The sequence below is a fragment of the Acinetobacter amyesii genome, from assembly GCF_023499985.1.
Classification (GTDB): domain Bacteria; phylum Pseudomonadota; class Gammaproteobacteria; order Pseudomonadales; family Moraxellaceae; genus Acinetobacter; species Acinetobacter amyesii.
The window spans coordinates 45,344-70,365 of the sequence record NZ_JAMCOU010000038.1; the positions used below are offsets into that span (position 1 = coordinate 45,344).

General features: G+C 37.1%; 19 protein-coding genes and 1 pseudogene. 5 read left to right on the forward strand and 15 right to left on the reverse strand.

Annotation, left to right across the window (positions count from 1 at the left end; all coding sequences use genetic code 11):
- Positions 1-9 precede the first annotated feature (9 nt).
- Entirely contained in the window at positions 10-783 is a 774-nt protein-coding gene (gene nudC, locus M5F03_RS14770; protein ID WP_249708772.1) for an NAD(+) diphosphatase, read from the reverse strand.
- A gap of 383 nt (positions 784-1,166) precedes the next feature.
- On the opposite strand from nudC, the gene M5F03_RS14775 reads away from it, so the two are divergent.
- Together M5F03_RS14775 and M5F03_RS14780 are read left to right on the forward strand one after the other, a co-directional pair.
- Positions 1,167-2,690, forward strand: coding sequence for a cryptochrome/photolyase family protein (locus M5F03_RS14775; RefSeq protein ID WP_249708773.1), 1,524 nt, complete (start codon positions 1,167-1,169; stop codon positions 2,688-2,690).
- 3 nt (positions 2,691-2,693) lie between these two features.
- On the forward strand, positions 2,694-2,846 hold the full coding sequence (locus M5F03_RS14780) for a DUF2256 domain-containing protein (RefSeq protein WP_160241406.1): 153 nt from the start codon (positions 2,694-2,696) through the stop codon (positions 2,844-2,846).
- On the opposite strand, the gene M5F03_RS14785 is transcribed toward M5F03_RS14780, so the two are convergent.
- The 3 genes from M5F03_RS14785 to M5F03_RS14795 all read right to left on the reverse strand — a co-directional run bounded on the left by M5F03_RS14785 (position 2,843) and on the right by M5F03_RS14795 (position 4,156).
- A complete protein-coding gene (locus tag M5F03_RS14785) occupies positions 2,843-3,097 on the reverse strand; it encodes a TIGR03643 family protein (protein ID WP_249708774.1) in 255 nt (84 codons plus the stop codon). The two genes, M5F03_RS14780 and M5F03_RS14785, sit on opposite strands and share 4 nt — an antisense overlap.
- Positions 3,098-3,255: 158 nt before the next feature.
- The gene (gene uraH / locus M5F03_RS14790) at positions 3,256-3,657 is read right to left on the reverse strand and encodes a hydroxyisourate hydrolase (RefSeq protein WP_249708775.1); all 402 of its coding nucleotides are present in this window, start codon (positions 3,655-3,657) and stop codon (positions 3,256-3,258) included.
- 10 nt (positions 3,658-3,667) lie between these two features.
- A complete protein-coding gene (locus M5F03_RS14795; protein ID WP_249682190.1) occupies positions 3,668-4,156 on the reverse strand; it encodes a GlcG/HbpS family heme-binding protein in 489 nt (162 codons plus the stop codon).
- 105 nt (positions 4,157-4,261) lie between these two features.
- Between M5F03_RS14795 and M5F03_RS14800 the strand changes: the two genes are divergently transcribed.
- Positions 4,262-4,933 carry a heavy metal response regulator transcription factor gene (locus tag M5F03_RS14800; protein WP_180153294.1) on the forward strand — a complete coding sequence of 224 codons (672 nt, stop codon included), beginning with the start codon at positions 4,262-4,264 and terminating at the stop codon, positions 4,931-4,933.
- Positions 4,930-6,312 (forward strand): heavy metal sensor histidine kinase, encoded by a 1,383-nt coding sequence (locus tag M5F03_RS14805; RefSeq protein WP_249682376.1) that lies wholly within the window; start codon positions 4,930-4,932, stop codon positions 6,310-6,312. Before M5F03_RS14800 ends, M5F03_RS14805 begins: the two co-directional genes overlap by 4 nt.
- A gap of 18 nt (positions 6,313-6,330) precedes the next feature.
- Here the strand turns inward: M5F03_RS14805 and M5F03_RS14810 are convergent.
- From M5F03_RS14810 to M5F03_RS14830, 5 genes and pseudogenes are all read right to left on the reverse strand, one after another.
- A pseudogene (locus M5F03_RS14810) lies at positions 6,331-6,435 on the reverse strand (ABC transporter ATP-binding protein); the annotation flags it as partial.
- Between the two features lie 138 nt (positions 6,436-6,573).
- Positions 6,574-6,810 carry a helix-turn-helix transcriptional regulator gene (locus M5F03_RS14815; RefSeq protein WP_249708776.1) on the reverse strand — a complete coding sequence of 79 codons (237 nt, stop codon included), beginning with the start codon at positions 6,808-6,810 and terminating at the stop codon, positions 6,574-6,576.
- 78 nt (positions 6,811-6,888) lie between these two features.
- Positions 6,889-8,799, reverse strand: a complete 1,911-nt coding sequence (locus tag M5F03_RS14820) for a DNA/RNA helicase domain-containing protein (RefSeq protein WP_249708777.1) — start codon at positions 8,797-8,799, stop codon at positions 6,889-6,891.
- An 89-nt stretch (positions 8,800-8,888) separates the two neighbouring features.
- Positions 8,889-9,302, reverse strand: coding sequence for a (deoxy)nucleoside triphosphate pyrophosphohydrolase (locus tag M5F03_RS14825; RefSeq protein WP_249708779.1), 414 nt, complete (start codon positions 9,300-9,302; stop codon positions 8,889-8,891).
- A gap of 5 nt (positions 9,303-9,307) precedes the next feature.
- Positions 9,308-10,147 (reverse strand): HNH endonuclease, encoded by an 840-nt coding sequence (locus tag M5F03_RS14830; RefSeq protein ID WP_249708781.1) that lies wholly within the window; start codon positions 10,145-10,147, stop codon positions 9,308-9,310.
- 164 nt (positions 10,148-10,311) lie between these two features.
- Here M5F03_RS14830 and M5F03_RS14835 point away from each other — a divergent pair, with 164 nt between their 5' ends.
- The gene (locus M5F03_RS14835; RefSeq protein WP_249708782.1) at positions 10,312-12,495 is read left to right on the forward strand and encodes a Z1 domain-containing protein; all 2,184 of its coding nucleotides are present in this window, start codon (positions 10,312-10,314) and stop codon (positions 12,493-12,495) included.
- A 50-nt stretch (positions 12,496-12,545) separates the two neighbouring features.
- Here M5F03_RS14835 and M5F03_RS14840 read toward each other — a convergent pair whose 3' ends face one another.
- From M5F03_RS14840 to M5F03_RS14865, 6 genes are all read right to left on the reverse strand, one after another.
- Positions 12,546-15,407: a DEAD/DEAH box helicase gene (locus M5F03_RS14840; RefSeq protein WP_249708783.1), complete on the reverse strand. Its 2,862-nt coding sequence runs from the start codon at positions 15,405-15,407 to the stop codon at positions 12,546-12,548.
- Entirely contained in the window at positions 15,408-16,811 is a 1,404-nt protein-coding gene (locus M5F03_RS14845) for a hypothetical protein (RefSeq protein ID WP_249708784.1), read from the reverse strand.
- Positions 16,812-16,951: 140 nt separating this feature from the next.
- Positions 16,952-20,242, reverse strand: coding sequence for a type I restriction endonuclease subunit R (locus tag M5F03_RS14850; protein ID WP_249708785.1), 3,291 nt, complete (start codon positions 20,240-20,242; stop codon positions 16,952-16,954).
- Positions 20,243-20,287: 45 nt separating this feature from the next.
- Positions 20,288-21,496 (reverse strand): restriction endonuclease subunit S, encoded by a 1,209-nt coding sequence (locus tag M5F03_RS14855; RefSeq protein WP_249708786.1) that lies wholly within the window; start codon positions 21,494-21,496, stop codon positions 20,288-20,290.
- Positions 21,489-23,693, reverse strand: coding sequence for a type I restriction-modification system subunit M (locus tag M5F03_RS14860; protein WP_249708787.1), 2,205 nt, complete (start codon positions 23,691-23,693; stop codon positions 21,489-21,491). The genes M5F03_RS14855 and M5F03_RS14860 overlap by 8 nt, the downstream gene beginning before the upstream one ends.
- A gap of 66 nt (positions 23,694-23,759) precedes the next feature.
- Positions 23,760-25,022 carry an HsdM family class I SAM-dependent methyltransferase gene (locus M5F03_RS14865; RefSeq protein ID WP_249708788.1) on the reverse strand — a complete coding sequence of 421 codons (1,263 nt, stop codon included), beginning with the start codon at positions 25,020-25,022 and terminating at the stop codon, positions 23,760-23,762.

Below are 25,022 nucleotides of genomic sequence, written 5' to 3' on the forward strand. Positions count from 1 at the left end.
ATTGCTGTTTCAAAGCCATTCTTTGCTGTCATCTGCAACAGGCGTTCCATGCATCACATGCTGAATCATGGCATAGGCGATACTGCCCTTGAACGGAATTTCGGGTAACTGGTCAAACTTGAAAAACTGCGCATCGCTGAGTTCATTTTCCTGAATCTGGATGTCCCCGGCGTGATATTCCGCCTTGAAAGCCATCATCAGGTTGCTGGGAAACGGCCATGGCTGGCTGGCCAGATATTGAATATTCTTGATCTGCAGCCCCACTTCTTCCAGTGTTTCACGGCGGACTGCCTCTTCCAGGGTTTCCCCGACTTCAACAAAGCCGGCAATCAGGCTGTACATCTGGGTTTTGTGGCGGGCATTTTTTGCCAGCAGAATTTCATCTGCACCCCGGGTAATGATGGTAATTACACAGGGATTCACCCGCGGATACTGGTTATAGCCACAGGATGGACAGACCATGGCATACTGGCTGGCGTGCTGCTGGGTGGCGTGACCGCATTTACTGCAAAAGCGGTGATTACGGCGCCATTCCAGTAACTGTACCGCACGGCTGGCCTGTTCAAACTGCGGTCTGCTCCAGACTTGCACCAGTTGTCTAATTGGCACCAGCTGATAACCTTGCGGCACCGGTTCGTCTTCTTTCAGGTCACGGGCAATGACCTCGCCATTTTCCGTCAGGTTCAGGTCGTGTTGCAGTCTGGCTACCTGCGGCAACTGAAAATGCTCATCCACCAGTAATTGCTGCTGTCTAAAAATATACGCTTTTGAATGCATGCTCATGACAATTCCCTGATTAAAAAAAATCCCATACAGAGGGGTGTATGGGACAAAACTAAGGAAGCTTACATGGAGTAACTTCTAGCCAGATACTAGGTGCAAGCTGCCTGAATTACAATCATAATAATTTGTATCTTTTTGATTAAAATCACATAATTTTCACACTGCCTATGCATCTCGGAATCATGCAACGTGAGTTTCATCTACGGGCTTGGGCGTTATAGGGATGGCTGTCTTTTATTGCAGCAATCATGATTCCTGTGCAATGCCAGCTGGTCATCTGGTCGAGTTGAATTGATTCAACATGCGCGTTGATCTTTATTTTCACAAAAAATTGAACTGTTCCGCTTTACACTGCGCTCTCTTTCACTGGTTCTGAGATAGGTATGCGTTTCGGTTTAATTCTGGGTGACCAGCTTCATCATCAGCTTGCTACGCTCAAAGCGCTGGACCGTACCCAGGATGTGATCCTGATGGCCGAAGTGGTTGAGGAAGCCACGTATGTCGCGCATCATCCGCAGAAAATTGCCCTGATTTTTAGCGCCATGCGTCATTTTGCCAAAGAGCTCAAGGCCGAGGGCTGGCGTGTACGTTATCATGCTTTTCAGTCCAGAAGTCCGATTCGCAGCCTGCTAGATTTTGTGCAGGGACAGCAACAACTGTTCCCTGTCACAGAACTAGTCATGACCCAATGCGGAGAATACCGCTTGCAGCAGCAGATTGAACAGCACTGGAGCCAGCAGCTGCAACTGTCGGTACAGTGCCTGAATGATGAGCGTTTTTTCTGCAGTCCGGAGCAGTTCCGGCACTGGGCCAGCCGTTACCAGACGCTGCGCATGGAATATTTTTATCGGGAAATGCGCAAGCAGACCGGCTACTTGATGCAGGGACAACAGCCGCTTGGACAACAGTGGAACTATGACAGTGCCAATCGCAAGGCCTGGTCTGGCAGTCCGCCATTGCCTCCAGCACTTCATTTTGAACGCGATCAGATTGATCTGGATGTACTGGAACTGGTTGAACGCGAGTTTTCCCATCACCTCGGAAGCCTCGCCGATTTTCGCTGGGCCACCACGCGCAGCAATGCCCTGCTTGCATTGAAGCATTTCATTACCCACAGTTTGCCGTATTTTGGCGATTATCAGGATGCCATGGTTCAGGGCGCAGATATGCTGTTTCACAGCCTGCTCTCGCCTTATTTGAATTGTGGTCTGTTGCTACCCAGAGAAGTCTGTGATGCGGCAGAAGCGGCCTACCAGGCTGGTCATGCACCATTGAATGCAGTGGAAGGTTTTATCCGGCAGATTCTCGGCTGGCGCGAATATGTCCGCGGAATTTACTGGCTGTACATGCCGGAATACGCCAGCCGCAATGCACTACAGCACTCAGCGCCGCTGCCGCAGTTTTACTGGACTGGCCGTACCCGGATGAACTGTATGGCGGAGTGTTTCCGTAATACCTTTCAGCATGCCTATGCACATCATATCCAGCGTCTGATGGTGACAGGCAATTTTGCCTTATTGACTGGTATAGACCCGCAGCAGATCAGCGAGTGGTATCTGGCGATCTATGCTGATGCCTATGCATGGGTAGAACTGCCGAATACGCTGGGCATGGTGATGCATGCCGATGGCGGCTTGATGGCCAGCAAACCCTATGCGGCTTCGGGCAATTACATCCATAAGATGTCGGATTACTGCAAGCACTGTAGCTACAATGTCAAAACCCGTACCGAGCTGGACAGCTGTCCGTTCAACAGCCTGTACTGGTATTTCATGATCCGGCACGAGATGAAATTCCGTACTCATCCACGTATGGGCATGATCTATCGGCAGCTGGACAAACTGAAAGATCGGCAGCAGATCATCAGCCATGCCCAGCAGCTTCTTAGCCGGATCAATGAGTTATAAACGATGAAAAAACAGCATCTCCCTGAAAAAATATGTATCCACTGCTTGCGCCCTTTTACTTGGCGAAAAAAATGGCAACGCTGCTGGGAGGAAGTACGATACTGTTCTGAACGATGTAAACGTGAGTCCAGACAGCGTTCAAAATCAAACGCTTAGAAACGCTTGTATTGCCGTGAACAATATGCCCGTATTACATCGGGTGAACGCAGCTGCAGATGCTTGGTTTTTCGACCGGTCACGCGTTCACGCCACATTTTAAAGCTACTGGGTTTCATATTTTGCCGCATCAAGCGGATCACCGCCGCTTCATTTAAACCATACTCACATAAAATAGCTTCAAAAGGAGTTCGATCTTCCCAAGCCATTTCTATAATTCTGGATAAGTCCTCTTCAGAAAATTGATTCATACCATTCTCGTTTTTAATCATCACGAAGCGTTAATAAGCTTTATCGACTTTAATCTGACTAAAAGAATAACAATACAATCATGAATTTTTTGTGATTTTTCTGTAGTTTAGGGACTCAGCACGAATGAAAGGGCTAGTTAAACTAGCCCTGTTAAGTCTTAGTTACCTCTATAAGTCGAATATCCATAAGGACTTAAAAGTAGAGGAATATGATAATGGCTGACACTTCCATCTACCTTAAAAATTACAGGAACTTCAGGAAAGAAAGTATCTTGCTTATTTTTTTTAAACCAGTCCTCAGTTTTAAAAGTAACTTTATAAATACCTGCTTCAAGCTTCTGATTTTCAGGAAACAATCTAGTAATACGGCCATTAGTACCAGTATATTGCTGATTTAACTTAACCCATTTATTCCCAGTACTTTTTTCGAGTACTACTTCGACTTGAGCTGAGGGTAGACCATTTTCTAGATTCAACACATGCACACTTAAAGGGTTAGTTTGTGCGAAAGTGATTGAGGTCAACAATAGTGTTGAAAGTGGCAATAATTTTTTAAACATGATGAATTCCTTAAGGATTGAAAATAGACTTAACAGCTGTTTCAGCGCAGTAATGGTCATTTTTTGCACCCCCTGCTCCGGCAACGCCAATGGCACCGACCACCTGATTTTCATAACGCACAGGTACGCCGCCACCCAACAGCAGTAGATTGGATAAAGTGGTTAAATTTTTTGCATCTTTGTTTTCATGGGCATTTTGACTTAACAACATGGTCGCCGTTTTGGTCGATAAGGCGGTATAGGCTTTCTTTTCAGCTGCGCCCAAATTATGCGGTCCGACAGTTTCATGCCTGTTTGCCATTAACGTATTTCCGCCCCGATCCATCACCACCACGGCAATTTTGTGCTGTATTTTTTGACACGCAGTCACCGCAGCATCGACAAGAGTTCGTGCTGCCTGAGAATCAAGTGAATAAACTTGATTCAATTGAACGGATTGTGCAAAAGTATTGCTACTCATCAGCATTACTGTTGCAATAAGCACTTTGAGGTTATTCATCATGATTACCCTGAATTAAGTTTTAAAGATCTTATACAACCTGAATGATTTGACGGATGACAATCACATTACAAAGTTGTCATCTTCAAAATGAGCCTAAACAAAATGTGTATTCTAATTATCGAAGATGAAGTGAAAATCGCTTCATATCTGGTTAAAGGCTTAAATGAATCTGGCTATGAGGCGCAATGTGTCCATTCAGGGCTAGAAGGCTTGGAAAGGTTAAAGATGCATGCATATAGTATGGTTATATTAGACGTGATGTTGCCCGATATTGATGGCTGGGCAGTCCTGAAAGTCTTAAGACAATTTTCCCAAATTCCAGTCATTTTTCTTACCGCAAAAGATCAGGTGATTGATCGGGTCAAAGGTCTGGAACTGGGTGCCGATGACTATCTGGCCAAACCTTTTTCCTATATTGAATTACTCGCACGTATTAAAAGTCTGCTGAGACGACAACAGTATGTACAGAAAAACCAATTAGAAATTGCCAATCTGAAATTGGATTTAATTCAACATAAAGTCTGGCGTAACGAGCAGCTGATAGAACTCAGTAAAAAGGAGTTTAATTTATTGCACTTTATGTTACGGCACCCAAATGAAATTATTACGCGTAGGCAAATTGCTTCCGAAGTTTGGCATATCAATTTTGATACTGATACGAATTTTATCGATGTCGCAGTACGACGCTTACGCAGTAAAATTGACGAGGGGCATGAGATAAAATTAATTCATACTGTTCGTGGCTTGGGCTATAAAATTTCATTGGAAGCATAATGTTCAAGCCCATTCGCTCTTTAGAACTCCGACTAACACTATTAGTTACAGGGTGTGCTGCAATGGTCTTGTGCGCTGTAGCATTTATGACCTATCTGGGTATCAACCAAATTTTAATTGCTCAGCAAGATCAGGCTTTGGTTGAGCGAATTGAGCGACTAGAAATATTGCTACAAGACAGTAGTAATATTGAACAGATTATTGCTCGCCCGAAGCTGTATCAGAACATGCTCGGCAATCAGGATAATTTGTTTTTATTGATTAAGCGTGATCAGGCGCTGATCAACATCAATCCTTTGGGTATTCCGCTGCCTGAATTTACCCCTCAGCCCCAGATTCAGTTTCGTGATTTATCGGCGCATGCACATCCCACTCGCATTGCCTGGAAAACCATTCAAATTAATCGCCAGCCGTATCTGTTAATTGCAGGCAAACAGTGGTCTGAACGTTTAGGCATCATTGCACCTTTTCAAAAGAGACTCGTCATCTATGTTTTCACAGGTATCTTGGCGATTTTCATCCTTTGTGCGATTGCTAGCCATCTGGGATTAAAAGCATTAAGAACCTTGCGAGAACAAACCCATGCGATAAATATTCAGCAAATTGAACAGAGACTCAATCTGCCCTATCCCCCTCAAGAGATTGCACAACTGGCATCCGATATCAATGCCATGCTTGACCGAATTGAAATGGGGTATATTCAACTAAGTCGTTTTTCAGAAGACATTGCACATGAATTTAGAACCCCATTGAATAATTTAATCGGGCAAACCGAAATTTTACTCATGAGTGAGCGTAGCCCAACACAATATCAGGAAGTCATGATTTCTAACTTAGAAGACTATCAACGTTTAAAACGAATGATTGACAGCATGTTATTTCTAGCCCGAGCAGATACACAAAAAGTTTGCTTAAACAAGCAGAAGATTCAACTTCAATCATTTATAGAAGAGATTTTTAGCATCTTCGAGTATCAAGCCGAAGAACAACACTGCAATTTTGTTTTAAAACTTGATACAGCTGAATTAGTGGCAGATCCAGAATTATTACAACAAGTACTATATAATTTAATCTCCAATGCACTGATTCATGGCGGAAATCATAGGATCATTTATATTCATAGTCATCGAAAAACTATCCATAACATGTCTATGATCGTATTATCCGTAACTACGAGGGGTTTAGAAATCTCTCAGCAACATTTGCCACATATCTTTGAACGTTTTTATCAATGCAGTTCTAGTAGACAAAGCACCCATCAAACGGGTGGTTTAGGACTATCCATTGTGGCATCCATTATGACACTTCATCAAGGGATGTATCAGGCGAGCAATAGCATAGAAGGCATATGCTTTGAACTGCTTTTCCCAGAAGTGTAATTCAAATTCACACTGAGTTTATCTCATTTTGGAATCACTGTGAATTTCCCCATCCACCAGATTAATGGTTCGGTCACAGGTTCCATACAAACACGAATCATACCTGACAAAAAATACGGCACAAAATCACCGAAATTAAAAGTAAAAATGGTGGAAGTTAGAATCAAAGCCGATGACAATAAAAATTTTTAACCCATTTCAACTCAAATAAAATTTTAGGAACTAAAGATTACTACTGTAATCTTTAGTTCCTTATAAAAATCATCGGTCTCTTAATTTAAGTTGTTGATTGTGCCACTCTACAATTTCTAAATAATCAAAATAAACACCTGCTTGACGTTTCGTTCCCGTTTTTATTGGTTTAGGAAAGCTGTCATCGAAGATTGTTAGGTTTCTTAAATGATTTACAGATATCCCTAATAATTCACAAACAATTTTTTTCTTAACTCGTAAAGGATAAAGTTTCTTTTCAATTAACAAATTTTCAAAATTTTTCATTAATTTAATCCATGTATTAATTTTTTGAGTGCGCAATCTATATCAAATTTGATAAATCTAAGTTCATAACAATAGCTATTAAGAAATATCTAACGTCTTTACACCGCATTGAATTAAATAATTATAAGTCATCACATCTTCAGCATTAATAATTAGCCCATTTTTACCACGGCTTAATAAAACGCGGTAAGCACCAAACGTATATTCATCTTTAATACGTTTATTGGGTTGTGGCTGTAATCTCCCATCTCTAAACAATAAGTCATTACCCCAATGGAATAATGCCAACGATATTTCTAGACCTTGACATACAAACTCTGTGCTAGAAGTATTCAAAGCACAACAGGACTGCGGATCTTCCGGCTGGTGAACATACCAAGGACCGATTTGCCCTTTACCTTTTTCAATCTGTTTTAAAAAGCTTTGGCCAAAAGAGTTTCCACGACTAGACTCTAACCATCCCATTCTAAACTTAGTTGGATGTTGTTCATTTTCATGCAATACAGACTTTAATTTACATGCATAAAACTCCGCAGTTTCTTTACTTTGCGTGATATATAAGGGATAGGACTCTAATAATTTCGAATACTTATACGCTAAAACTGCATCGCCACTAAGAACTGCTTCAACCCATAGATCTAATTTCTCAGTATAATGCTGCCGAATTGGCGTCTTTAAATTAAAAATTTCTTTTATTGACGGCGTATAACCAATACAACAATGACTGTGTAATGTAGGCATAATGACGTGAAAATCTTGCCCATATTTGGCAATCGCTTCATTAAACTTAGTCATGAATTCATTCATGGACATTTCTTTATTATGTATGGCTTGCCCATCACCTATCAGTAAAACGAGTACACCAAACTCTTTTTGCTTTAACCATCGACATAACAGATGCAACTCCGATTCAGACTCATTTTCATGCTGACCAATATAGTCCCATGCTCGTTGTGCCTCATCAAAAAAAATGTAATTTTCTTGCGCTGCATTACCACGTGTATTTAATTTAAATTGTCTTTTAAAGTTAATTAACTTTTCAATAATGGTTGCACCGTCAATTTCTGCATGCTTATTTTGTTGCTTACCATAATAGTCTAATGTGTATCTTAAGACTTCAACTAGAGGATCATTCCCCGAGATAAATAAAGGTGCTAAGTTCTCATTTCTATATTTTCTAGCGAGTTCTGTTACTACAGTCATTCCCAATAAAGTTTTCCCTGCCCCTGGCCTACCATTTACCATCACAACATAGTGTTTCTTTTTATCTCTAGCATGCTCATAAAGTTTAATTAAAGCATCACCTGCTTCTTTAAGATTTTCCGCTGCCTCATTTTTTAAATTTGGCATTTTATGATGATAAAACAAATCTACTGTGCCACTAAGAATACCGGGCTGCCGATAAAACACACCTTTTTGCCATTTACATACATCGTATTTTTTACCTTTAGCTATTGATGCCAATAAATCTTCTTTCAGGTTATGCAATATTTGATTCTGTGCAATATCACACACAATAAACTCATCAAAAAAAGGCTGTGCATCTTCACGAGTTAATACTAAATATGCTTTACCATGTAAATTTATCGATTCACTATGAAACTTAAGTAGAGTACTCAAATCAAAACCAGCACGCGTAATCTCTTCAGGGCTTGCTCGCTTCTTATGTTTAAATTCAATCAGAAATAATTCGCCTGATGGCAACACTAAATTTACATCTGCTGCTCGTTTACCACTCTCTCCAAACAATTCATGTTCAAACGAAATCCAAGCTTCATTTAAAAACGAAGCTTCTATATTCTCTGAAAGTTTTTTTAGCGTTTTGTACATGACATCAAACTCGTGATGCCATGCCATGATTTGCTGTTCTGAAACAGTTTTTGCCCAATCAAATTCTCGGCAATAATTACTCAACTGTTCAATAAACCTCTGTTTATCTACTTGTAAGAACTCGCCCCAATACCCCGCCCACCCAGAAAACTGTTGCATTGTTTATCCTAAAATTATTCTTAGTTGCTAATTAGCTTGAAAAATTACTAAAATTAATTATAAAAATCATAAACTTAAGCATAAAAAACTCAATAAGACCTTTTACTTAATAGATAGTTTTTTATTTCAGGAATAACTGGAATATCTGCCTCAGCCCAATCCAAATGATGAAGCTCTGCGATGTCTAACCATACAGCTTGAATATGCTCATTCAGTATCAAATTCCCTTCAATTTTATTACATATGAAACAATGCATTACTAAATGAAAATCTGGATAGCTATGTTTCACAGTGATGAGTAATTGCTCCGGTATCACATGTATATTCAGCTCTTCGAGGATTTCCCTTGTTATAGCTTGTTCTAAGCTTTCATCAATTTCGACCTTACCACCTGGAAACTCCCACTTGTAACTCACATAATCAAACTTAACTTTACCCTTTTGCACAGCCAAAATTTTTTCATCATTAAGAATGATGGCTGCGACAACTTCAATATTTTTCATTGCATTTAGTTCTCTAAAGCTGAGTTCTGTATTTTGGACAACAATTGAGCCTTATCTTGTTCTAAATCTAAAACATGCATACGTTTATGACAGTTTGGGCAGAGTGCAACTGTGTTAAAAATCGTATCCTCTCCGCCTCGTGCCAACCAAGCAATGTGATGTGTTTCTAAATACGGCATTCCTTTGTTATCTTGAAATGGTGCCGCTTGATTACATAATTGACATATACCATTGGCTAGACGTTTTGCATATTCACTAACGTATTCATTACGAGCATATTGTTTAACTGTAGTCTTGTATTCATTGCTTTGTGGATTACTTTTTAAAGCACGGTTTAGAAGTTCTTGATGTGACAATTTCTTTGCTTGTTTGTGTTTCTTTTCTTGCCAGGCTTTAACATCATTCTGATCAATATAACGTTCACCGGTCTTTAATTTTAGTGGAAAAATATACACTGTACGGAGACGACCATTTTGACCTGGCTGCTGCTCTGTATAAGGTTCGCTGATTAATTCAACTGGACCTAAATAGGTATATTTATTGACCTTAAATTGCTCAAATAAGAAAACTTGAACACCATTTACCTTAGACTGGCCCAATGTTTTATTTTGGTTAAAGTCGAGAGATTGATCTCCATTTTGTCCCATACCAGTATAGAACAATACGTTTCCATCCCATCGATCATCATAAATCGATTCGACATGACTTGAGATAAGAATCAAACTATTGGTCTTTTTAGAGCGGCGCATTCCGCCAGAGTTGCCACAACCAAAGACTTCAGACAGTTCCTTATTTGTGAGTTTTTGGCCAATATTTAAAGTATCTCTTAATAGACTATTACTCACATTACCATCCATTAATAATTTAAAAACTTCCAACCACAATACCTAATACAAAAAATAGTCAATGCAACACACTAATTAATATATATTTATTCCATAAAATCAACAAAAAACAAATTTAACTACTATACTAAACTTCATTATTTTATTTTTAATAAGTTTAAACTATGCAACTAAATGGACCATTCTATACTCAATTTAAAGAAAGAAATACCGACTTCAGCAGGGATACATTTACGTGTGCTGAAGAGACTATTAAGGAACTTTTGAACACAAAAACCTCTTCAGAACACCCTGGTATGTTATTGGGTAAAGTTCAAAGTGGTAAAACTCGTACATTTATCAGTACGCTAGTCCTAGGCTTTGATAACGAATATGATATCGCTATCGTTCTTAGTAAAAATTCAAAAGCATTAATTCAGCAAACTTATAAACGGTTAAGCAAAGATTTTGAAGGTTTCATCGATGAAAAAGAATTAGAAATTCATGACATTATGCAAGCACCTACAAGCTTTAGTAAGTTTGAACTTCAATCAAAACTAATTTTTGTAGCAAAAAAACAAGATGACAACCTACGTCGATTAATAGATCAATTTCAAAATAATCCAATGATGATCACAAAACGTGTATTAATCATTGATGATGAAGCAGACAGTGCTTCCATTGGTTACACGAAAAAAGACGATCTAATTAATGCCAATAAGATTGCAACACAAATTAGCAGTTTAAGATCAATAATCAAGGATGTCTCATTCTTACAGGTCACAGCTACACCTTATTCTTTATATTTACAACCACAAGAAATCGAAACTGATAATGTAATTGACTTCAAACCTATGCGACCTGCTTTCACAAAGTTAGTACCGGTACCTAAAGAATATGTTGGCGGGGATACTTACTTCGGTGAACAGTCAAAAATCGAAAATACCATAGAGAATCTAATTCATAAACAAATAGATATAAAAGAGTTTAATTGTCTAAAAAAACAAGACAATAGAGTGTTTAAATTAGATGATGTGCTTACTACAAAGAAAATCCAAGGCTATCGCAATGCATTAGTTAGCTTCATTGTAGCCGGCTGCATTCAGCGTATTAATGGTGCTAAGAATAATGAAAACCATAAAAAACTTTTGTACTCATTTTTAGTACATTCGGAGTCAGGCAAACCTGCACATAATTGGCAAGAGACATTAACAAATGCAATCATAGATAAACTGCGATTAGCTGCAGAATCTAAGAACGGTGACTCTGCTTTTATCACATTGATCAAAGATTCCTACGATGATTTCTTGAGCTCATTACAACTCGATGAAAAACCTATTCCAACTTTCCAAGAAGTTTTAGATGAAGTAAGTAAAGCACTTTCAGAAGAATATATTACTGTAACAAAAGTCAACTCTGAAGAAAATGTGATCAATATGCTAGATGATAGTGGACAACTTAAATTGCGCAGTCCACTTCATATCTTTATTGGAGGGCAAGTTCTCGATCGCGGAATAACATTAACTAATTTGATTGGTTTTTATTATGGACGTAGACCAAATAAATTCCAACAAGACACAGTTTTACAACATTCTCGTATGTTCGGTTATAGAAGAGAATTACTCGCTGTGACTCGTTTCTATACATCAATAAATATACGTAATGCAATGGAGCTCATGGAAGAGTTTGATTCAGCTTTGCGTACAGCGATTAGCAATGGTGCTGATGGAGCTGTTCAATTTATTCGACAAGCCAAAGATGGTAAAGTTATTCCATGTAGCCCAAATAAAATTTTAATTTCACAGACAGAGACTATTCGTCCACATAAACGTATTTTACCAAAAGGTTTTCTACCTAAAGGTAAAACTGGCAAAAATAATATTCTTCCTATTATTCACAAATTAGATCAAGATTTAGAAGCCCTAATAGCGTTTAATTCTTCCTCACCAAAAATTATTGATTTAGAAACTGCCTTAAAATTTCTTAAAGACATCGAAAATACACTAAAATTTGACGAAGATAGCGAAATTCCACTCTTTAATTGGAATATGGCATACTCCGCTCTGATTCATCTAAGTCATCAAAATCAAAATGCGTCACAAAGAGGGAAAATTTTGTTATGGACTGCAAAAGACCGTAATTTAAAAAAACCAACCACAAACTCTAACGCACACATTGCAGATTCGCCAGACTCCAAAACGGAAGTCAAACTAGCTCAGAAATATGCCATCGACATGCCTATCATGTATCTTATTCGTCAAAACGGGAAAAAAGAGGATGGTTGGAATGATACACCATTCTATTGGCCTGTAATCCGGGCACAGGCTAATGCGAAAACATCTATATTTGCCTTAGAAACAATCGAATAATTTGTATTATTTGATTAAGCAGAGCATATAACCCATGCTCTGCTTGCTGTTTATTTAGTTGATAAATTTAATGCAACCGATGAACAATACAAATCATTTGGCATTAAATATGAATTAGATTTTTCTGCCATAAAAGACTGTAGAGCTCTATCTGATTTTTCTAATAAGCTATTTGCCTGCTGTATAGAAATCGGTACTGATTGATTAAATGCGGTCAATTTTTTAGTGAACATATCTAAAATTTTTGGTGGATTTACATGCTCACTTTTTAGTGAATATGTGTATATGCAGAATTGCTTACGTACAACATTTCCTTGCAAATCTTGCCATTTTAAAATATTGGTCGTCATAAAATTCATAAACGCATTTTCAGCATTTGAAATAGCACAACATAATCCACCAGTATCATAATCCAATGCCTTTTCAATCAAATATTGCATGATAGGTGAAGACAGATCTAACATATGTATGTGAGGACGATTCACTGCAACAGAGCGATCAATCGTTACATCTAATAGAGATGCTTTTCCTAATATACTTTTAAATTTTTTCTGGTTTTCTTCATTAAATCGGATACGGATATAACCAGACTCTCTATGTAAATTATGCTCAATATTCAAGAGCTCAAGCATACCTAAAACAAAGCTTTCGATATGGTTAGTTTCTACCTGAATATCTGTTCGAACACCATCAGCATCCCCACTTGTAGCATAAGATAGGAGTTCTCTCTGGACATTTACTGCTTCTTTGGCATTTCTTAATGCCTCTTCAATTCTTTCTTCTGTACGCGAAACACCTATTTCAGTAAGCGTTTTCAAAACATCTTCAACGTCAACATATTGACTAAGCTCACCTAAAATTTCATCCTTCAATCCATCATTAAACTCATGTGCTTGTACATTGGAAAGATCATTAACAATTTGTTCAATCCGCTCATACATTTTAAAGATAATATTTACATCAACACTGTCTGGTTGATGTAAATTAAAAATGAGAACATTTTTCTGTTGTCCATAACGATATAAACGCCCAATACGTTGAACCAATCGCATCGGATTCCATGGCAGATCATAATTCACCATGATATTACAAGTCTTTTGTAAGTTAATCCCCTCTCCACCAGCTTCTGTAGAAATAAGAAACTGACCTGTCTCTTCAAAGTTTTTGATCGCATTAATACGATCATCATGCTTCATAGAACCATTAATTATTTCAACTTTACCTAGACCATATTGCTCTTCTAATTTGGTCTTAATATATTCTTGAGTTGTTCTGTACTCAGTAAATATAAGAACTTTCTCCAAGGAGTTTTTCGCCAAAATCTGATCAATAATGGAATCCATGAATACTTTTATTTTTTTGTCTTCACGTATTAAATGATGACTAACTTCGACTAATTCTTTTAGATCCTCTAATTCTCCTGCAAAGAATTCAATCGCACTTTTGCCATCATTTAAAATTTTTGTAAGTTCTTCTTCTAAAATTTCACCAGCATAGCGCTCATCATTCAACTCCTGTAAATTTTCATGGGCTGACTGATAGCTCATTTCAAGGCGTGTCACCCGTTTTAGCAAGGCCTTATGAATAGCCATTACACTGGATGCCGCCAATTTACGATATGTAGTCATTACAAAGCCAATTGCCCGAGCAAAATTTCCTTCAGCTTGGCTAGCTTGATACCCTTTTTTAAAGTAAGCAGATAATAGCTCTTCAAATTCTTGAAATTCTTCAGTTGTAGGAATAGCTATCGCTTTTGTTACTTTTACTTTAAAAATAAAATTACCGTCTTTATCTGTGACATCTGCCTTGTGATTTCGATAAATCATATCCCTAATAATTTCAGGATTACGATCTAGTTGTAGCAAATCTCGTCTTCTATCTGGTCGCAATAGCTCCAAAAGTGCAACAAATTTTGCCTGATCCCCCTGGTGAGGAGTTGCAGACAAAATGATCATTGCTTTCGTTTTTAATCTAAGCTTTGCTGCTAAATCAAAACGGTCAGAAGAATCATATTTATTTCCATACTGTTTTCTAGATAGGCGATGACCTTCATCAAAAATTACGAGATCCCAATTTCCAGCATCTAATAATTTTTCAATATGATTATCATGTTTTAAGGTATCCATCGACCCTATCACGTAATCATACTGTTTCCATTCACGTTGTTCGTTAATAAAAAAGTCCGTACCATAAATTCTAAATTCATCAATATCGAATTTATGGTACATCTCCTCTTTCCATTGTCTGGTCAATCCAGCCGGTGTAACGAGCAATACTCTTCTTGCTTGATCCCGCTGTCTTAAAGCATGCAATAACATTCCTGTTTCAATGGTTTTACCGAGACCAACATCATCTGCAATTAGCCAATTCAAGTTATTTGTTTTTAAAATATGGTGAACTAAATTAATCTGATGTGGTAATGGATCAATATCTAAGTGTGATAGTGCACCTGTATTCTCATTCCACAATTTAATCGCATTCGCCAATACTCTTAGCCTAAATCGCTCTACTTCGGTCTGACTAATACTGACATCACCACCTTTAAAACGTGATTCTGCATTTTTAACTGGGATCAAATGCTGAAACGGCATCCAAACTCTGATGTTATCTAGCTCAAAATTGACCAAGTATTGATAAAATCCGGCTAGCTTACGTTCAAATACAATTACCCCTCTACCGAGTCGTTGATATCCAATTTCTGGGGTCGCATCTAGTACTTCCATACCTATCTTAAAGGCTGGCTGTAAATCATTTACCTTCACATCCGAAAATGGATTTTTAAGCCCCTTATCAAACCACTTTACAACACATGTTTCTTCATTTTTAGTTTGAGACACGATGCCAAGTCTTGTTTCTCCATTTACATCTAACTTAATCAAACAACCTTGAACTGGGGTTAAAGTACTATTCATTTAATTCCACTCAATTTCTTCATCATCTTGTTGCGACTGAGCCGATTTCTTAGATTTGGCTTCCAGTTTGGCTAAACGTTCTATTTCCATTTCTTTATCAAACTGTTCCAAAATTCCACTTTCAATGGTTTTGAGATTTGAAATCTTGGGCCTTGAAATCCCCCACTTTTCCAGATCCTTTTCTTTCTGTATTTGCTGTGTATCGTGACTTGTATGCCAATATTGTTGAGTAAATTGATTGTCTTGAAATTCAACATATTGTGGCAAATTGTCATCTATTTTTAAAAATCTATATTTTAGAAAGATTGCAAAGGATGAAAATTGCCGTATATAGCTTGGGTGACTCACCCATTCATCATCCAACTCATGAAGTAATATTTCTATTTCTTCAAAATCTGGATATCCACTAAAAGATCGAACAATACTTAATAATGTCGGCCAAGGAAAATATTTTTGTCGAATCTTAAAATTATAAACACCAGCATTATCATAGTCTGAATAAGAAAAATCACTTTCAAGGAGTTCTTTGGTTCTTACCATTAAAATAAATTCTTCAAAGGTAAATGATGAATCAGCCAATCTTTTTAAGGCAGCCCATGTAGCATTGGATGGATGCTCCTGAAAAAACACCTGTAATTGATCTAAAATTTTCTCGCCGTGCCAGTCAAGCAAGCTCATAAATTCATTTGCTTTTAATAATGATTTTTCCTCATGACTCAAGGAGTCTGGGAAATAATCAATTTCACTTTCAACAAAATCAAATTCAGTAAAAGAAAATATTGCATCATCATCTTGAATAACCGAATATTCTTCTTTTTCTTCAGTAGAAATATCTAAGTCGGATAAAAAATCAAGAAAATGTGTTGGCTTATCTATTGAGAGTGCTTCAATATCTTCAATATCTTCAATATCTTCAATATCTTCAATATCTTCAATATCTTCAATATCTTCAATATCTTCAATATCTTCAACAGCTTCAACAGCTTCAACAGCTTCAACAGCTTCAACAGCTTCAACAGCTTCAACAGCTTCAACAGCTTCAACAGCCTCAACCTGTATAAAGCTATTTGTAAAGTCAAATAAAGAATCTAAATCCGATGTTTCATTTTCAGTCTTATTTTCTATTAATGAATAATCGAAATATGCATCCAAAAAGCTAAATGGTAGATGCTCTTTTAAAATCTCATAACACTTAAAAGATACGGTATATTCTTCAACTTTATTGAGCAAAATATTTAATTGCGAAATAAACTGTATATTTTGTATTTGCCCCATTTGATATGCATTTAAGAAAAACAGTTTATCTATGGAAATATAACCATCTAGCTGGTCCCTTAATTGCTCTACAATAATTTTTTTGTTCATCATATCAACATGTCTAACAGGCTTTTCAATACCTATCAAATAAAGAACTAATTAAATATTAATTTAAAATTAAATTATAAGTTATACCTATAAATCTAAAATTATAAAAGTTTGTTTTGATAATATTTTAATATTGTGCATCAACATTCAGGCTGTTGATGCACTCATTGTTTTCAATATCAGCTTACCCACTTATCATCATTCAGAGCTAATGTTTTTACTAGCTCAAATACGGTTGATACCTTTTCCTTGAATTGAATAGGGTCATAACTCATAGGTAAATCTTTGTCCAATACTTTTTCAATTTCATCTTTCACCAAAGCTTGAGTCTGACCATCTTTCCACCAATCTTGAACCAAAACTTTAGGTGTCGTGTTTATAAGTGCTGTGATCAAATCTTTTGCTGCTAACTTTACCTGTTGTTGCTCATCTTTTGTGAGTTTGTCTTTTAAAAGTAGATCATAGATTTCTAACTCATCTTCAGTCAGACCTTCTCTGATATGACGTTGGTCTTCTTCTTGCAATCCTTTTGTGAACTTTTGAATTTCTTCAAACAGTTGTTCAGTCGCCGTAGCACCAGAGTTATAACGATCTATCATTTGCTGATAACGTTCAGCAAAATTAATACGTCCACCATTTTGCTTCAGCATTTGGATGATTTTCTTTTCAAGGAATGCTCGCATATCCGCAATAGCAATGTTCTTGTGCTTAGTTTCTTTAAACTGTTCTTTCAGCTTGTCAAAATCAACCGTACTTAAATCCCATTTTTGACCATGGATCAAACTATAGCTTTGCTTAAAATCCTTAACCGACTTCGCTGTCTTTTCATCAACAATAACACTTTGATCTAGTAGCTCTACAACTGCTACACCTGCCGTTTCCAAATCCTGCTGTTCAATAGTAGCTTCAATAAATCCATGTAAAAATTGAATCACAGAGACTATCGGACGTGGCTGAGCTAAGATATTCGGCTTACATGCCTCATATAAGGCAGCAACCGTATTAAAGTGAACATTGAAGGTTTTTCGATATTCATCTTTTTCTAGTAAGCGATCCGCATATTCGCCAAATAATGCATTCTCTTTAAAGGTCCCGCCATTCTCATCACGAGTTTCTAAAATTTTATTGAGATCAATATCTTTAGACTCACAATATTCTAGGGTCTTCGTAATTGCTTCATCTAGCATTTGGAAAAGTACGGTTTTATCTTGAACAGGTGCATCCGTTTCCCCATCCTCACCAGTACCTTGGCCATAATCTTTTAAAGCAGTTTTTAGATTTCTAAAGACATTGTAGTAATCAATCACTTCACCATTTCTCTTTTCTACAAGTTCACCTTCGGTATTCTGAATACGATAGGCAGTCACTCGGTTAGCACGAGCAATGGTTTGCATCAAGGTATGACCTTTCATTGGCTTATCTAAGTACAGCGTAGAAACTGTAGGTGCATCAAAACCAGTCAGCCACATTGCACAAACGAAAACAAGTTGTAGCGGATGTGCTGGATCTTTAAAGTTATCCTCAATATCAGCCCCATTCGCATCCACTTTACTCAAGCGATCAATATGAGGCTGAATATCCAAACCTTGTTTATCAAAACGCTCTTTTTCAGCACTTGGATCACTAATGACCACCGCCATTTGTACCGTCTTCATATACTTTTGGCGTTGCTTTAAACGATATTTTTCAACATCATTTTTAGAGTTATGGATACGTGTTTGTAATTGTTTCAGCTCTTCTTTCCAAAGTCTTGAAACCTTGTCATACATACGCACAGCGGTAAATTGATCTACAGCGACCATCATGCCTTTACCTAAATAACCACGGCGTGGGAAATGGTAGACAATATCTTGTGCAATACGCTCTAAACGGTCATCTCGTTTAATCACTTCAAGTTCAGTTGAGAACTTACGCTCAAGCTTTTCTTTTTGAGCATCGTTTAACTCTTCATCTTCTAAGATTTCAGCAAGCTCTTCATTTAGATCATCATTTTGAAGTAATACTTCTGGAACTCGTTTTTCATAGAACAGTGGTAGCGTTGCTTTATCTTCAATGGCTTGTTGGAAGGTATATTCCGAAACATACTCACCAAACCATTGCTTAGTTTTTTTCTGTTTAAGGATTGGCGTACCCGTAAAAGCTAGGAAATGTGCGCCGTCTAAACCTTTACGCATATTTTCAGCGAGTGATTCATATTGGGTACGATGCGCCTCATCTACAATAACAATGACTTCACGCTCAGCAGGATTAAAGAGTTGTGGGTACTCTTGACCTTTCTCGTATCTAAACTTTTGAATTAGGGTAAATACGATTTTGGTATTTTGACTGAGTAAGGTGCGAAGATGGGTACTGTTTTTCGGTTGTGCTGCTTCTTTTTCTAAAACTGCTTTGGTCTGTATAAAGTTTTTATAAATCTGTGAATCCAAGTCTTCACGATCCGTAATCACCACAAAGCTAAAATTACCTCTGACCTTACGATAAATTTTTCTGACGTAGAAAATCATCGAGAAACTTTTACCAGAGCCTTGAGTATGCCAAAACACACCAAGACGACCTTGTAACTCATCACGCTTTAGGAAGTTTTTAAAGGCATGATTCACCCCTAAAAATTGATGGTTCTGAGCGATAATTTTATATTTTTCATTTTGGAATAAAATAAAGTTTTCAATATAGTCCAATAGTCGCTCAGGGCGGCAAAGACCTCGTAACAAGTATTCAATACTTGTTCCTTGTTCCTCAATTTCTTCTTTATTGACCTTTTCTTTTTCCTGGTCTACACGCAACCAGTTAAAGAAATGCTCCCACTCGGCGGTAAAACTTCCGAGCTTGGTATCTGTGGCATTGGATAGCACACAAAAAGCGTTAGTTAAGAACAATTGTGGAATATCATTTTTATAATTTTTTAAATTGTCATCAAAGGCATTTTTAAGTTTTACATTAGAGTTTTTCAGCTCAATAAATACGAGTGGCAAACCATTGACATAGAGAATGAGATCAGGACGGCGATAAGCACAATGTGGTGTCCGTCCTGTCGATTGAATCCATAACTGTGACACCACCAAAAATTCGTTGTTTTCAGGATTTTCAAAATCAATCAGTTTTAAAGGGACATTTTCATGTTTTTCGCCGTGGGCATCTTCGTAAGTAATTGATGCACCATCACGAATCGCCGTATATAGTTCCATATTGGCTTTAATTGCCGACATTGAACCACGGCGATCCATCAATTTAGTGACAGCAGTTTCAATCACATCTAAAGGGACTTGGGGATTCAATTGCACGCATTTTGCAATTACACGATTTTTTAAGATGACATCTTTTTTGTCTGTACGACCTGAACCATCATTTAAGTCACTTGAATCTGCGGTATAACAATCGAGATGCTGATAATCAAATTCGTTGCTTAAAAGTGCAATCGTTGCTTGTTCAATGTCATCTTCACTAATAAAGTTACGTGTTACTTTTGCCACAATTTATCCCCTATATCCCTCTAAATATGTCTATTTTTTTATAACTTACTGTTCTTGCATTGACGGTGGAAACTGAATATCTAAGTTTTCCACTGATAGTTTTCCTGAAATTAATCGAGGTAAGAGGTTATTTCTCATTATTTCCAGTTTCTCATTACTTTCTTCCAAAATATTTAATTCAGAATAAATTGGAACAACTTTAGCTTCAAAGCTATCAACTAATTGTTCAGGCGGAATCAATATTTTTTGCTTGTCAATTTGATTAGGACTTAAATGTAAAACATTCGCACCGTTTGCAAATTCTTTTATATATTCTGAAAATCCAGAATATTTAAAATAACAATAAGTAAAAGTAGATGAATAGATTTTGGGTACTAATTTCACACAATCTAAAGAAATAATCGCAAACTCAAAGTTTAATTTTGGTACTCTAGCAACACGTCCAACTACAGCTCTGTCTTGAGTCATATCCGTTACAGCCATGACGATATCATCTTGATAAGTTTTTTGATTATTCGCATATTTACCAGTGTAAAATTTCAATCCATTGCGGCGATATCCGCCACCACGATTAAAGTTTTTCAGATTGATAAAAGGTAAGCTTTCATCAACAAACTCATCATGAATTTCAGGACTTTTATAAGACTTGCCTTTTACAACATCAATAAACTCACTAGAATTGATAGTATTCCAATCTTTCGGAATCCCTTTTTCAAACTCTGTATTTTCATAATTTGGAAAACGAAAACGTACAAACCATTCTTTATATAGCTCTCCAGCCATATTTTCTAAAATTTGAATACGTTTTTTATTGTTTTCGATGAGGTCATCGTATGCAGAAAGAATAGCAGCAACCTTTTTCTGAATATAAAGCTGAGGAATTTTTATCTTCAATTTTTGAAGATGATTCTGATTTAATGTAGGCACACCGGCGCCCGCATTGAAATTTTCGAGATGCATTTCCTTTAAATAGTAATACACATATTTCGGCAAATTATCTCTAAAATTTATAGAGTATAACGTTGTATTTAATGGCCATGATTTTTCAGTAATATACTGCACTTCACCTAATGTACCAGATCGACCTGTAACTACTATGGGAGGTGAGGCTTTAAAATCATTATGAAAATCTTTTATCCCTGAACTCGCAACAACAGGAAATTTACCACTGATAATATTTTGGTTAGGTAAATCATGTCCCCGCTTTAATCTGACTAAATTATCAAAAATATCATCACGCCATAAATCAGTCATTACAAATCCCCTTCATATTAGCGTTGATCATATCCTCTAAACCTTTAGCTTCTTTCGTCAAATTATTAAACAACTCTAAAGATGTACTCAAATATTCTCTAAATTCCTCTTCAGTACGACCATCTTCTTCAATGACTACACCTACATAACGCCCAGCATTTAAAGAGTAATCTTGCTCTTTTACCTCTTCAGGCGTTGCCAACTTACAAAGCCCTGTCACATCTTCATATTCAGCATTTGGGAAACGCTCTTGTAACCATGAAATATGGTTAAAGAGATACTCAGCTTCGCTGCGGTCAGCTTTAATATCTGCTAGTAATGCTTTCACTTCTTTAATATCCGCAGTTAAAGCATTTAATTCTTTTAGTTTCGCATCCTTCACTTTCAGCAAATCTTTATTATCATTTGCCTTCGCTTCGGCGACTTCAGCACGAGTCAATTTAACTAACTCATTGTGTGCTTTTTCTTTTTCACGAATCGCTTTGTCTAAAACTTTGGCTTCATCAGCAATGGCTTTAAAGAACGGCGTAAAACTTGCTCGTAAGGTCTTTTGAGCTTCATTCAACGTACTGACTAACTCTTTAGTAATGACTTGAGGGAAAGTTTTCACGTAAGCATCAAAGCTTTCTTTAAGTGGTTTAAGCGCATGCCAATGTGTATTTAGCGTATCAACACTTTGAACAATCGCTGCATCGTCTTTTAAATCATCTTTAAGCTTGTTAAAACTTGGCTCAACATGAGGAACCGTAGCTTCAAGTTTAGCCATTCCTTGTCTAAAGTAATCATCCACCAAACTAATATATTCATGACTACGCCCCTTATGTAGCTTACTAATCATGGCAATATTCAGAATCTGTTCATCGGTAAAATCACGATGGGAACGGTCAATCTGTCTAAAGATATTACGAGCATCAATAAACAAAATTTTGTTGTCGGTTTTATTTTTATCAAAGAACCACAAGGTTGCAGGTAACGTTACGGTATAGAACATATTTGAAGGCAAAGTCAGCATGCCATAAATCAAATTATTCTCAATCAATGTCTGACGTACATCAGCCTCAGAATTACGTGCATCTGAAGCTGAGTTAGGCATAACTAACGCTGCACGACCACTATTAGATAGCTTCGCTTGTTCTGCATTCTTTAGTGAAGTTGCAAATAAGTTAATCCAAAGATAGTTGGCATTAGGCACTGTTTCAGCCTTAGCACTATCATCGGCTTTTTTAGTTTTGGTTTTGTTACGTGGTAAACCATAAGTATTAAAACGAGGATCTTTTTCAACGGTCGCCAGTGCTACATCATCCACGTTAAATGGTGGATTCGCCATGATGTAGTCAAACTTCTCAAACCCTTTAAACGGATCTTCTGCATAAGAGTTTGCTTGTCGGATGTCGCCTTTAAGACCATTTACAAACAAGTTCATTTTGGCAAGTTTGCCTGTATCAAGCGTCTTTTCTTGACCATAAACAAATAAGCTATTGTTTGTCTCAGCTTCACCTATTTTTTTGCTCAGCTCTTTACGGCGCTCTACAAACTGTAAAGACTGAACGAACATACCACCAGAACCACAGGCTGGATCATATACAGAGCCGTTATACGGTTCGATTATTTCAACCATCAAACGCACAACAGAAGTTGGTGTAAAGAACTCACCGCCTTTTTGACCTTCAGACAAAGCAAACTTACCTAAGAAGTATTCGTAAATCTTACCGAACACATCACCTGAAGCATCAGAAGGAATATTTGAAAAACTACGCACTAAACCTTTTAAAGCCTGTTTACTTTGAGGTAAACGGTTAAATGCCTGATAATCATTTTTAGGCAAAACATCTTTAAAATCTTCTTGACCTTGATGATCTTCAATTGCCTGCATCGCTTCTTTAATTTTTGAAGCTAAATCTTCACTTTCAGGAAGTTCGAGTAAGTAGTTATAACGGGCATTATCAGGCAAATAGAAACCACAATGTTTAATCGCAATTTCAGCCAAAGGCTTTTCACGGCGTGTGCCTTTAAGCTCATTAAACTCTTTTAAAATCGCTTCTTCCGCTGCGCCGTATTTGTTATCTGCGAACTTTAAGAAAATCAGACCAAGAACGGGTGTTGAATACTCATTCGGTTTTAAGTCTGTATTTGCACGCAGACTATCTGCTGCCGACCAAAGCTGATCTTCTAACTGTTTTAACTCGTTAAGGTTCATAATTTTTCCAATCTAGAATAGATTATATATTTCAACTATATATTTTACGTTTATAGGCTTTAAGCCCTATAATCCCTTTATAAGAAAATTAAATTCATCTTTTAGGCCTTCGTATAGCTTCTGAGTCTCTTGAAGTACTGCGAGTTCATGCTCAAGATCTAACTGTTCAACTTCAATATGCACATCAAAATATTCCGCACAGTGTAAGCTATATTTATTGGTTTTAACCTGTTGGATAGTGACATCTTTTGACCACTCAGTCTCTTCAGCAGCCGTGAGCAGTTCCTTAATTTTCTGTGCATCATTCAGATTTAAATGAAGCTTTCGACGCTGACGTTCACCAAAACTTCGAGCATCCACCATGCGAATGGTATCTTTAGCTTTGGCTTTATTTAAAATGAGTAAACTCATTTCAATATTTGAATCAGTCAAAATACCAGCAGGAAGTAAAACAACAGCTTCGACCCAATTTAGTTGCACTAATTTTTCACGCAACTCTGCATCATATCCACCTCTGAATAACCAGCCAGGGATAATCTGAAGGTATGCTTTGCCATGTGCATTTAAGTTATACAGTGCTTGTTGAATCCACAGACTCTCAGATGCACTAGTAGGAATACGAGCAGTAATAAATAATTCTTTTAAATAATTTTGTCCTGCTACAAAGGATTCTGAGACCTTCATATTGACTGGTGGCGTACTCACAACAAGATCAACACTATAGCTTGAAGAGCCTTCACTTAATGAATTTTCCCGCTGAATATCTGCCTCTTTTTCACTTAAAGCAAAAAGCAGTTTTGTTACCCCTACTGTTGCTTCATTGATATCACGTAATATGGTTCTTTGAGCATTAAGCTCATGAGCTAATAACCCTAAACCACATGCACCATCATAAAGTAGCTTATCCTCTACTGAGCCAACCACCACTTTAAAAATATTGAGGATATTCTGCGAATCAACGTTAAACATATCCCAATTTTTATTTGAATTAAGTGCAAACGCTTTTAATACTTCAAAAGCTTTTTCCCCATAATCTTGATTATTGGAACACTGTTCCCGCAGGCTTAAAAACACCTGAACAATATTCACAAGCTGATTTGTATTCCAACGAATTACGTCCTTAGAAAACCAGTGTAATTCTTTTTCCGATACGAAATCAGAAATAAAAGTTGAGATGTTATCGTGTGTTGATAACAGGATATTTTCACTTTCCTCTCCATTCTCTTTTATAAGATAAGCAATCAAAGTAAATAGCTCTAATGCAGTACCACGTGTCATCGTACCTGTCATAGTCGATAAAGCATCTAAATATTCGATTGTATTTTTCAT

What these genes read in the sequence shown, in the direction of transcription:
- M5F03_RS14795 (WP_249682190.1), bottom strand. Translation starts at nt 4,156, where the DNA reads ATGAATAACCTCAAAGTGCTTATTGCAACAGTAATGCTGATGAGTAGC.
- uraH (WP_249708775.1), bottom strand. Translation starts at nt 3,657, where the DNA reads ATGTTTAAAAAATTATTGCCACTTTCAACACTATTGTTGACCTCAATC.
- nudC (WP_249708772.1), bottom strand. Translation starts at nt 783, where the DNA reads ATGAGCATGCATTCAAAAGCGTATATTTTTAGACAGCAGCAATTACTG.
- M5F03_RS14800 (WP_180153294.1), top strand. Translation starts at nt 4,262, where the DNA reads ATGTGTATTCTAATTATCGAAGATGAAGTGAAAATCGCTTCATATCTG.
- M5F03_RS14780 (WP_160241406.1), top strand. Translation starts at nt 2,694, where the DNA reads ATGAAAAAACAGCATCTCCCTGAAAAAATATGTATCCACTGCTTGCGC.
- M5F03_RS14815 (WP_249708776.1), bottom strand. Translation starts at nt 6,810, where the DNA reads ATGAAAAATTTTGAAAATTTGTTAATTGAAAAGAAACTTTATCCTTTA.
- M5F03_RS14840 (WP_249708783.1), bottom strand. Translation starts at nt 15,407, where the DNA reads ATGAATAGTACTTTAACCCCAGTTCAAGGTTGTTTGATTAAGTTAGAT.
- M5F03_RS14860 (WP_249708787.1), bottom strand. Translation starts at nt 23,693, where the DNA reads ATGAACCTTAACGAGTTAAAACAGTTAGAAGATCAGCTTTGGTCGGCA.
- M5F03_RS14785 (WP_249708774.1), bottom strand. Translation starts at nt 3,097, where the DNA reads ATGAATCAATTTTCTGAAGAGGACTTATCCAGAATTATAGAAATGGCT.
- M5F03_RS14865 (WP_249708788.1), bottom strand. Translation starts at nt 25,022, where the DNA reads ATGAAAAATACAATCGAATATTTAGATGCTTTATCGACTATGACAGGT.
- M5F03_RS14775 (WP_249708773.1), top strand. Translation starts at nt 1,167, where the DNA reads ATGCGTTTCGGTTTAATTCTGGGTGACCAGCTTCATCATCAGCTTGCT.
- M5F03_RS14820 (WP_249708777.1), bottom strand. Translation starts at nt 8,799, where the DNA reads ATGCAACAGTTTTCTGGGTGGGCGGGGTATTGGGGCGAGTTCTTACAA.
- M5F03_RS14825 (WP_249708779.1), bottom strand. Translation starts at nt 9,302, where the DNA reads ATGAAAAATATTGAAGTTGTCGCAGCCATCATTCTTAATGATGAAAAA.
- M5F03_RS14835 (WP_249708782.1), top strand. Translation starts at nt 10,312, where the DNA reads ATGCAACTAAATGGACCATTCTATACTCAATTTAAAGAAAGAAATACC.
- M5F03_RS14855 (WP_249708786.1), bottom strand. Translation starts at nt 21,496, where the DNA reads ATGACTGATTTATGGCGTGATGATATTTTTGATAATTTAGTCAGATTA.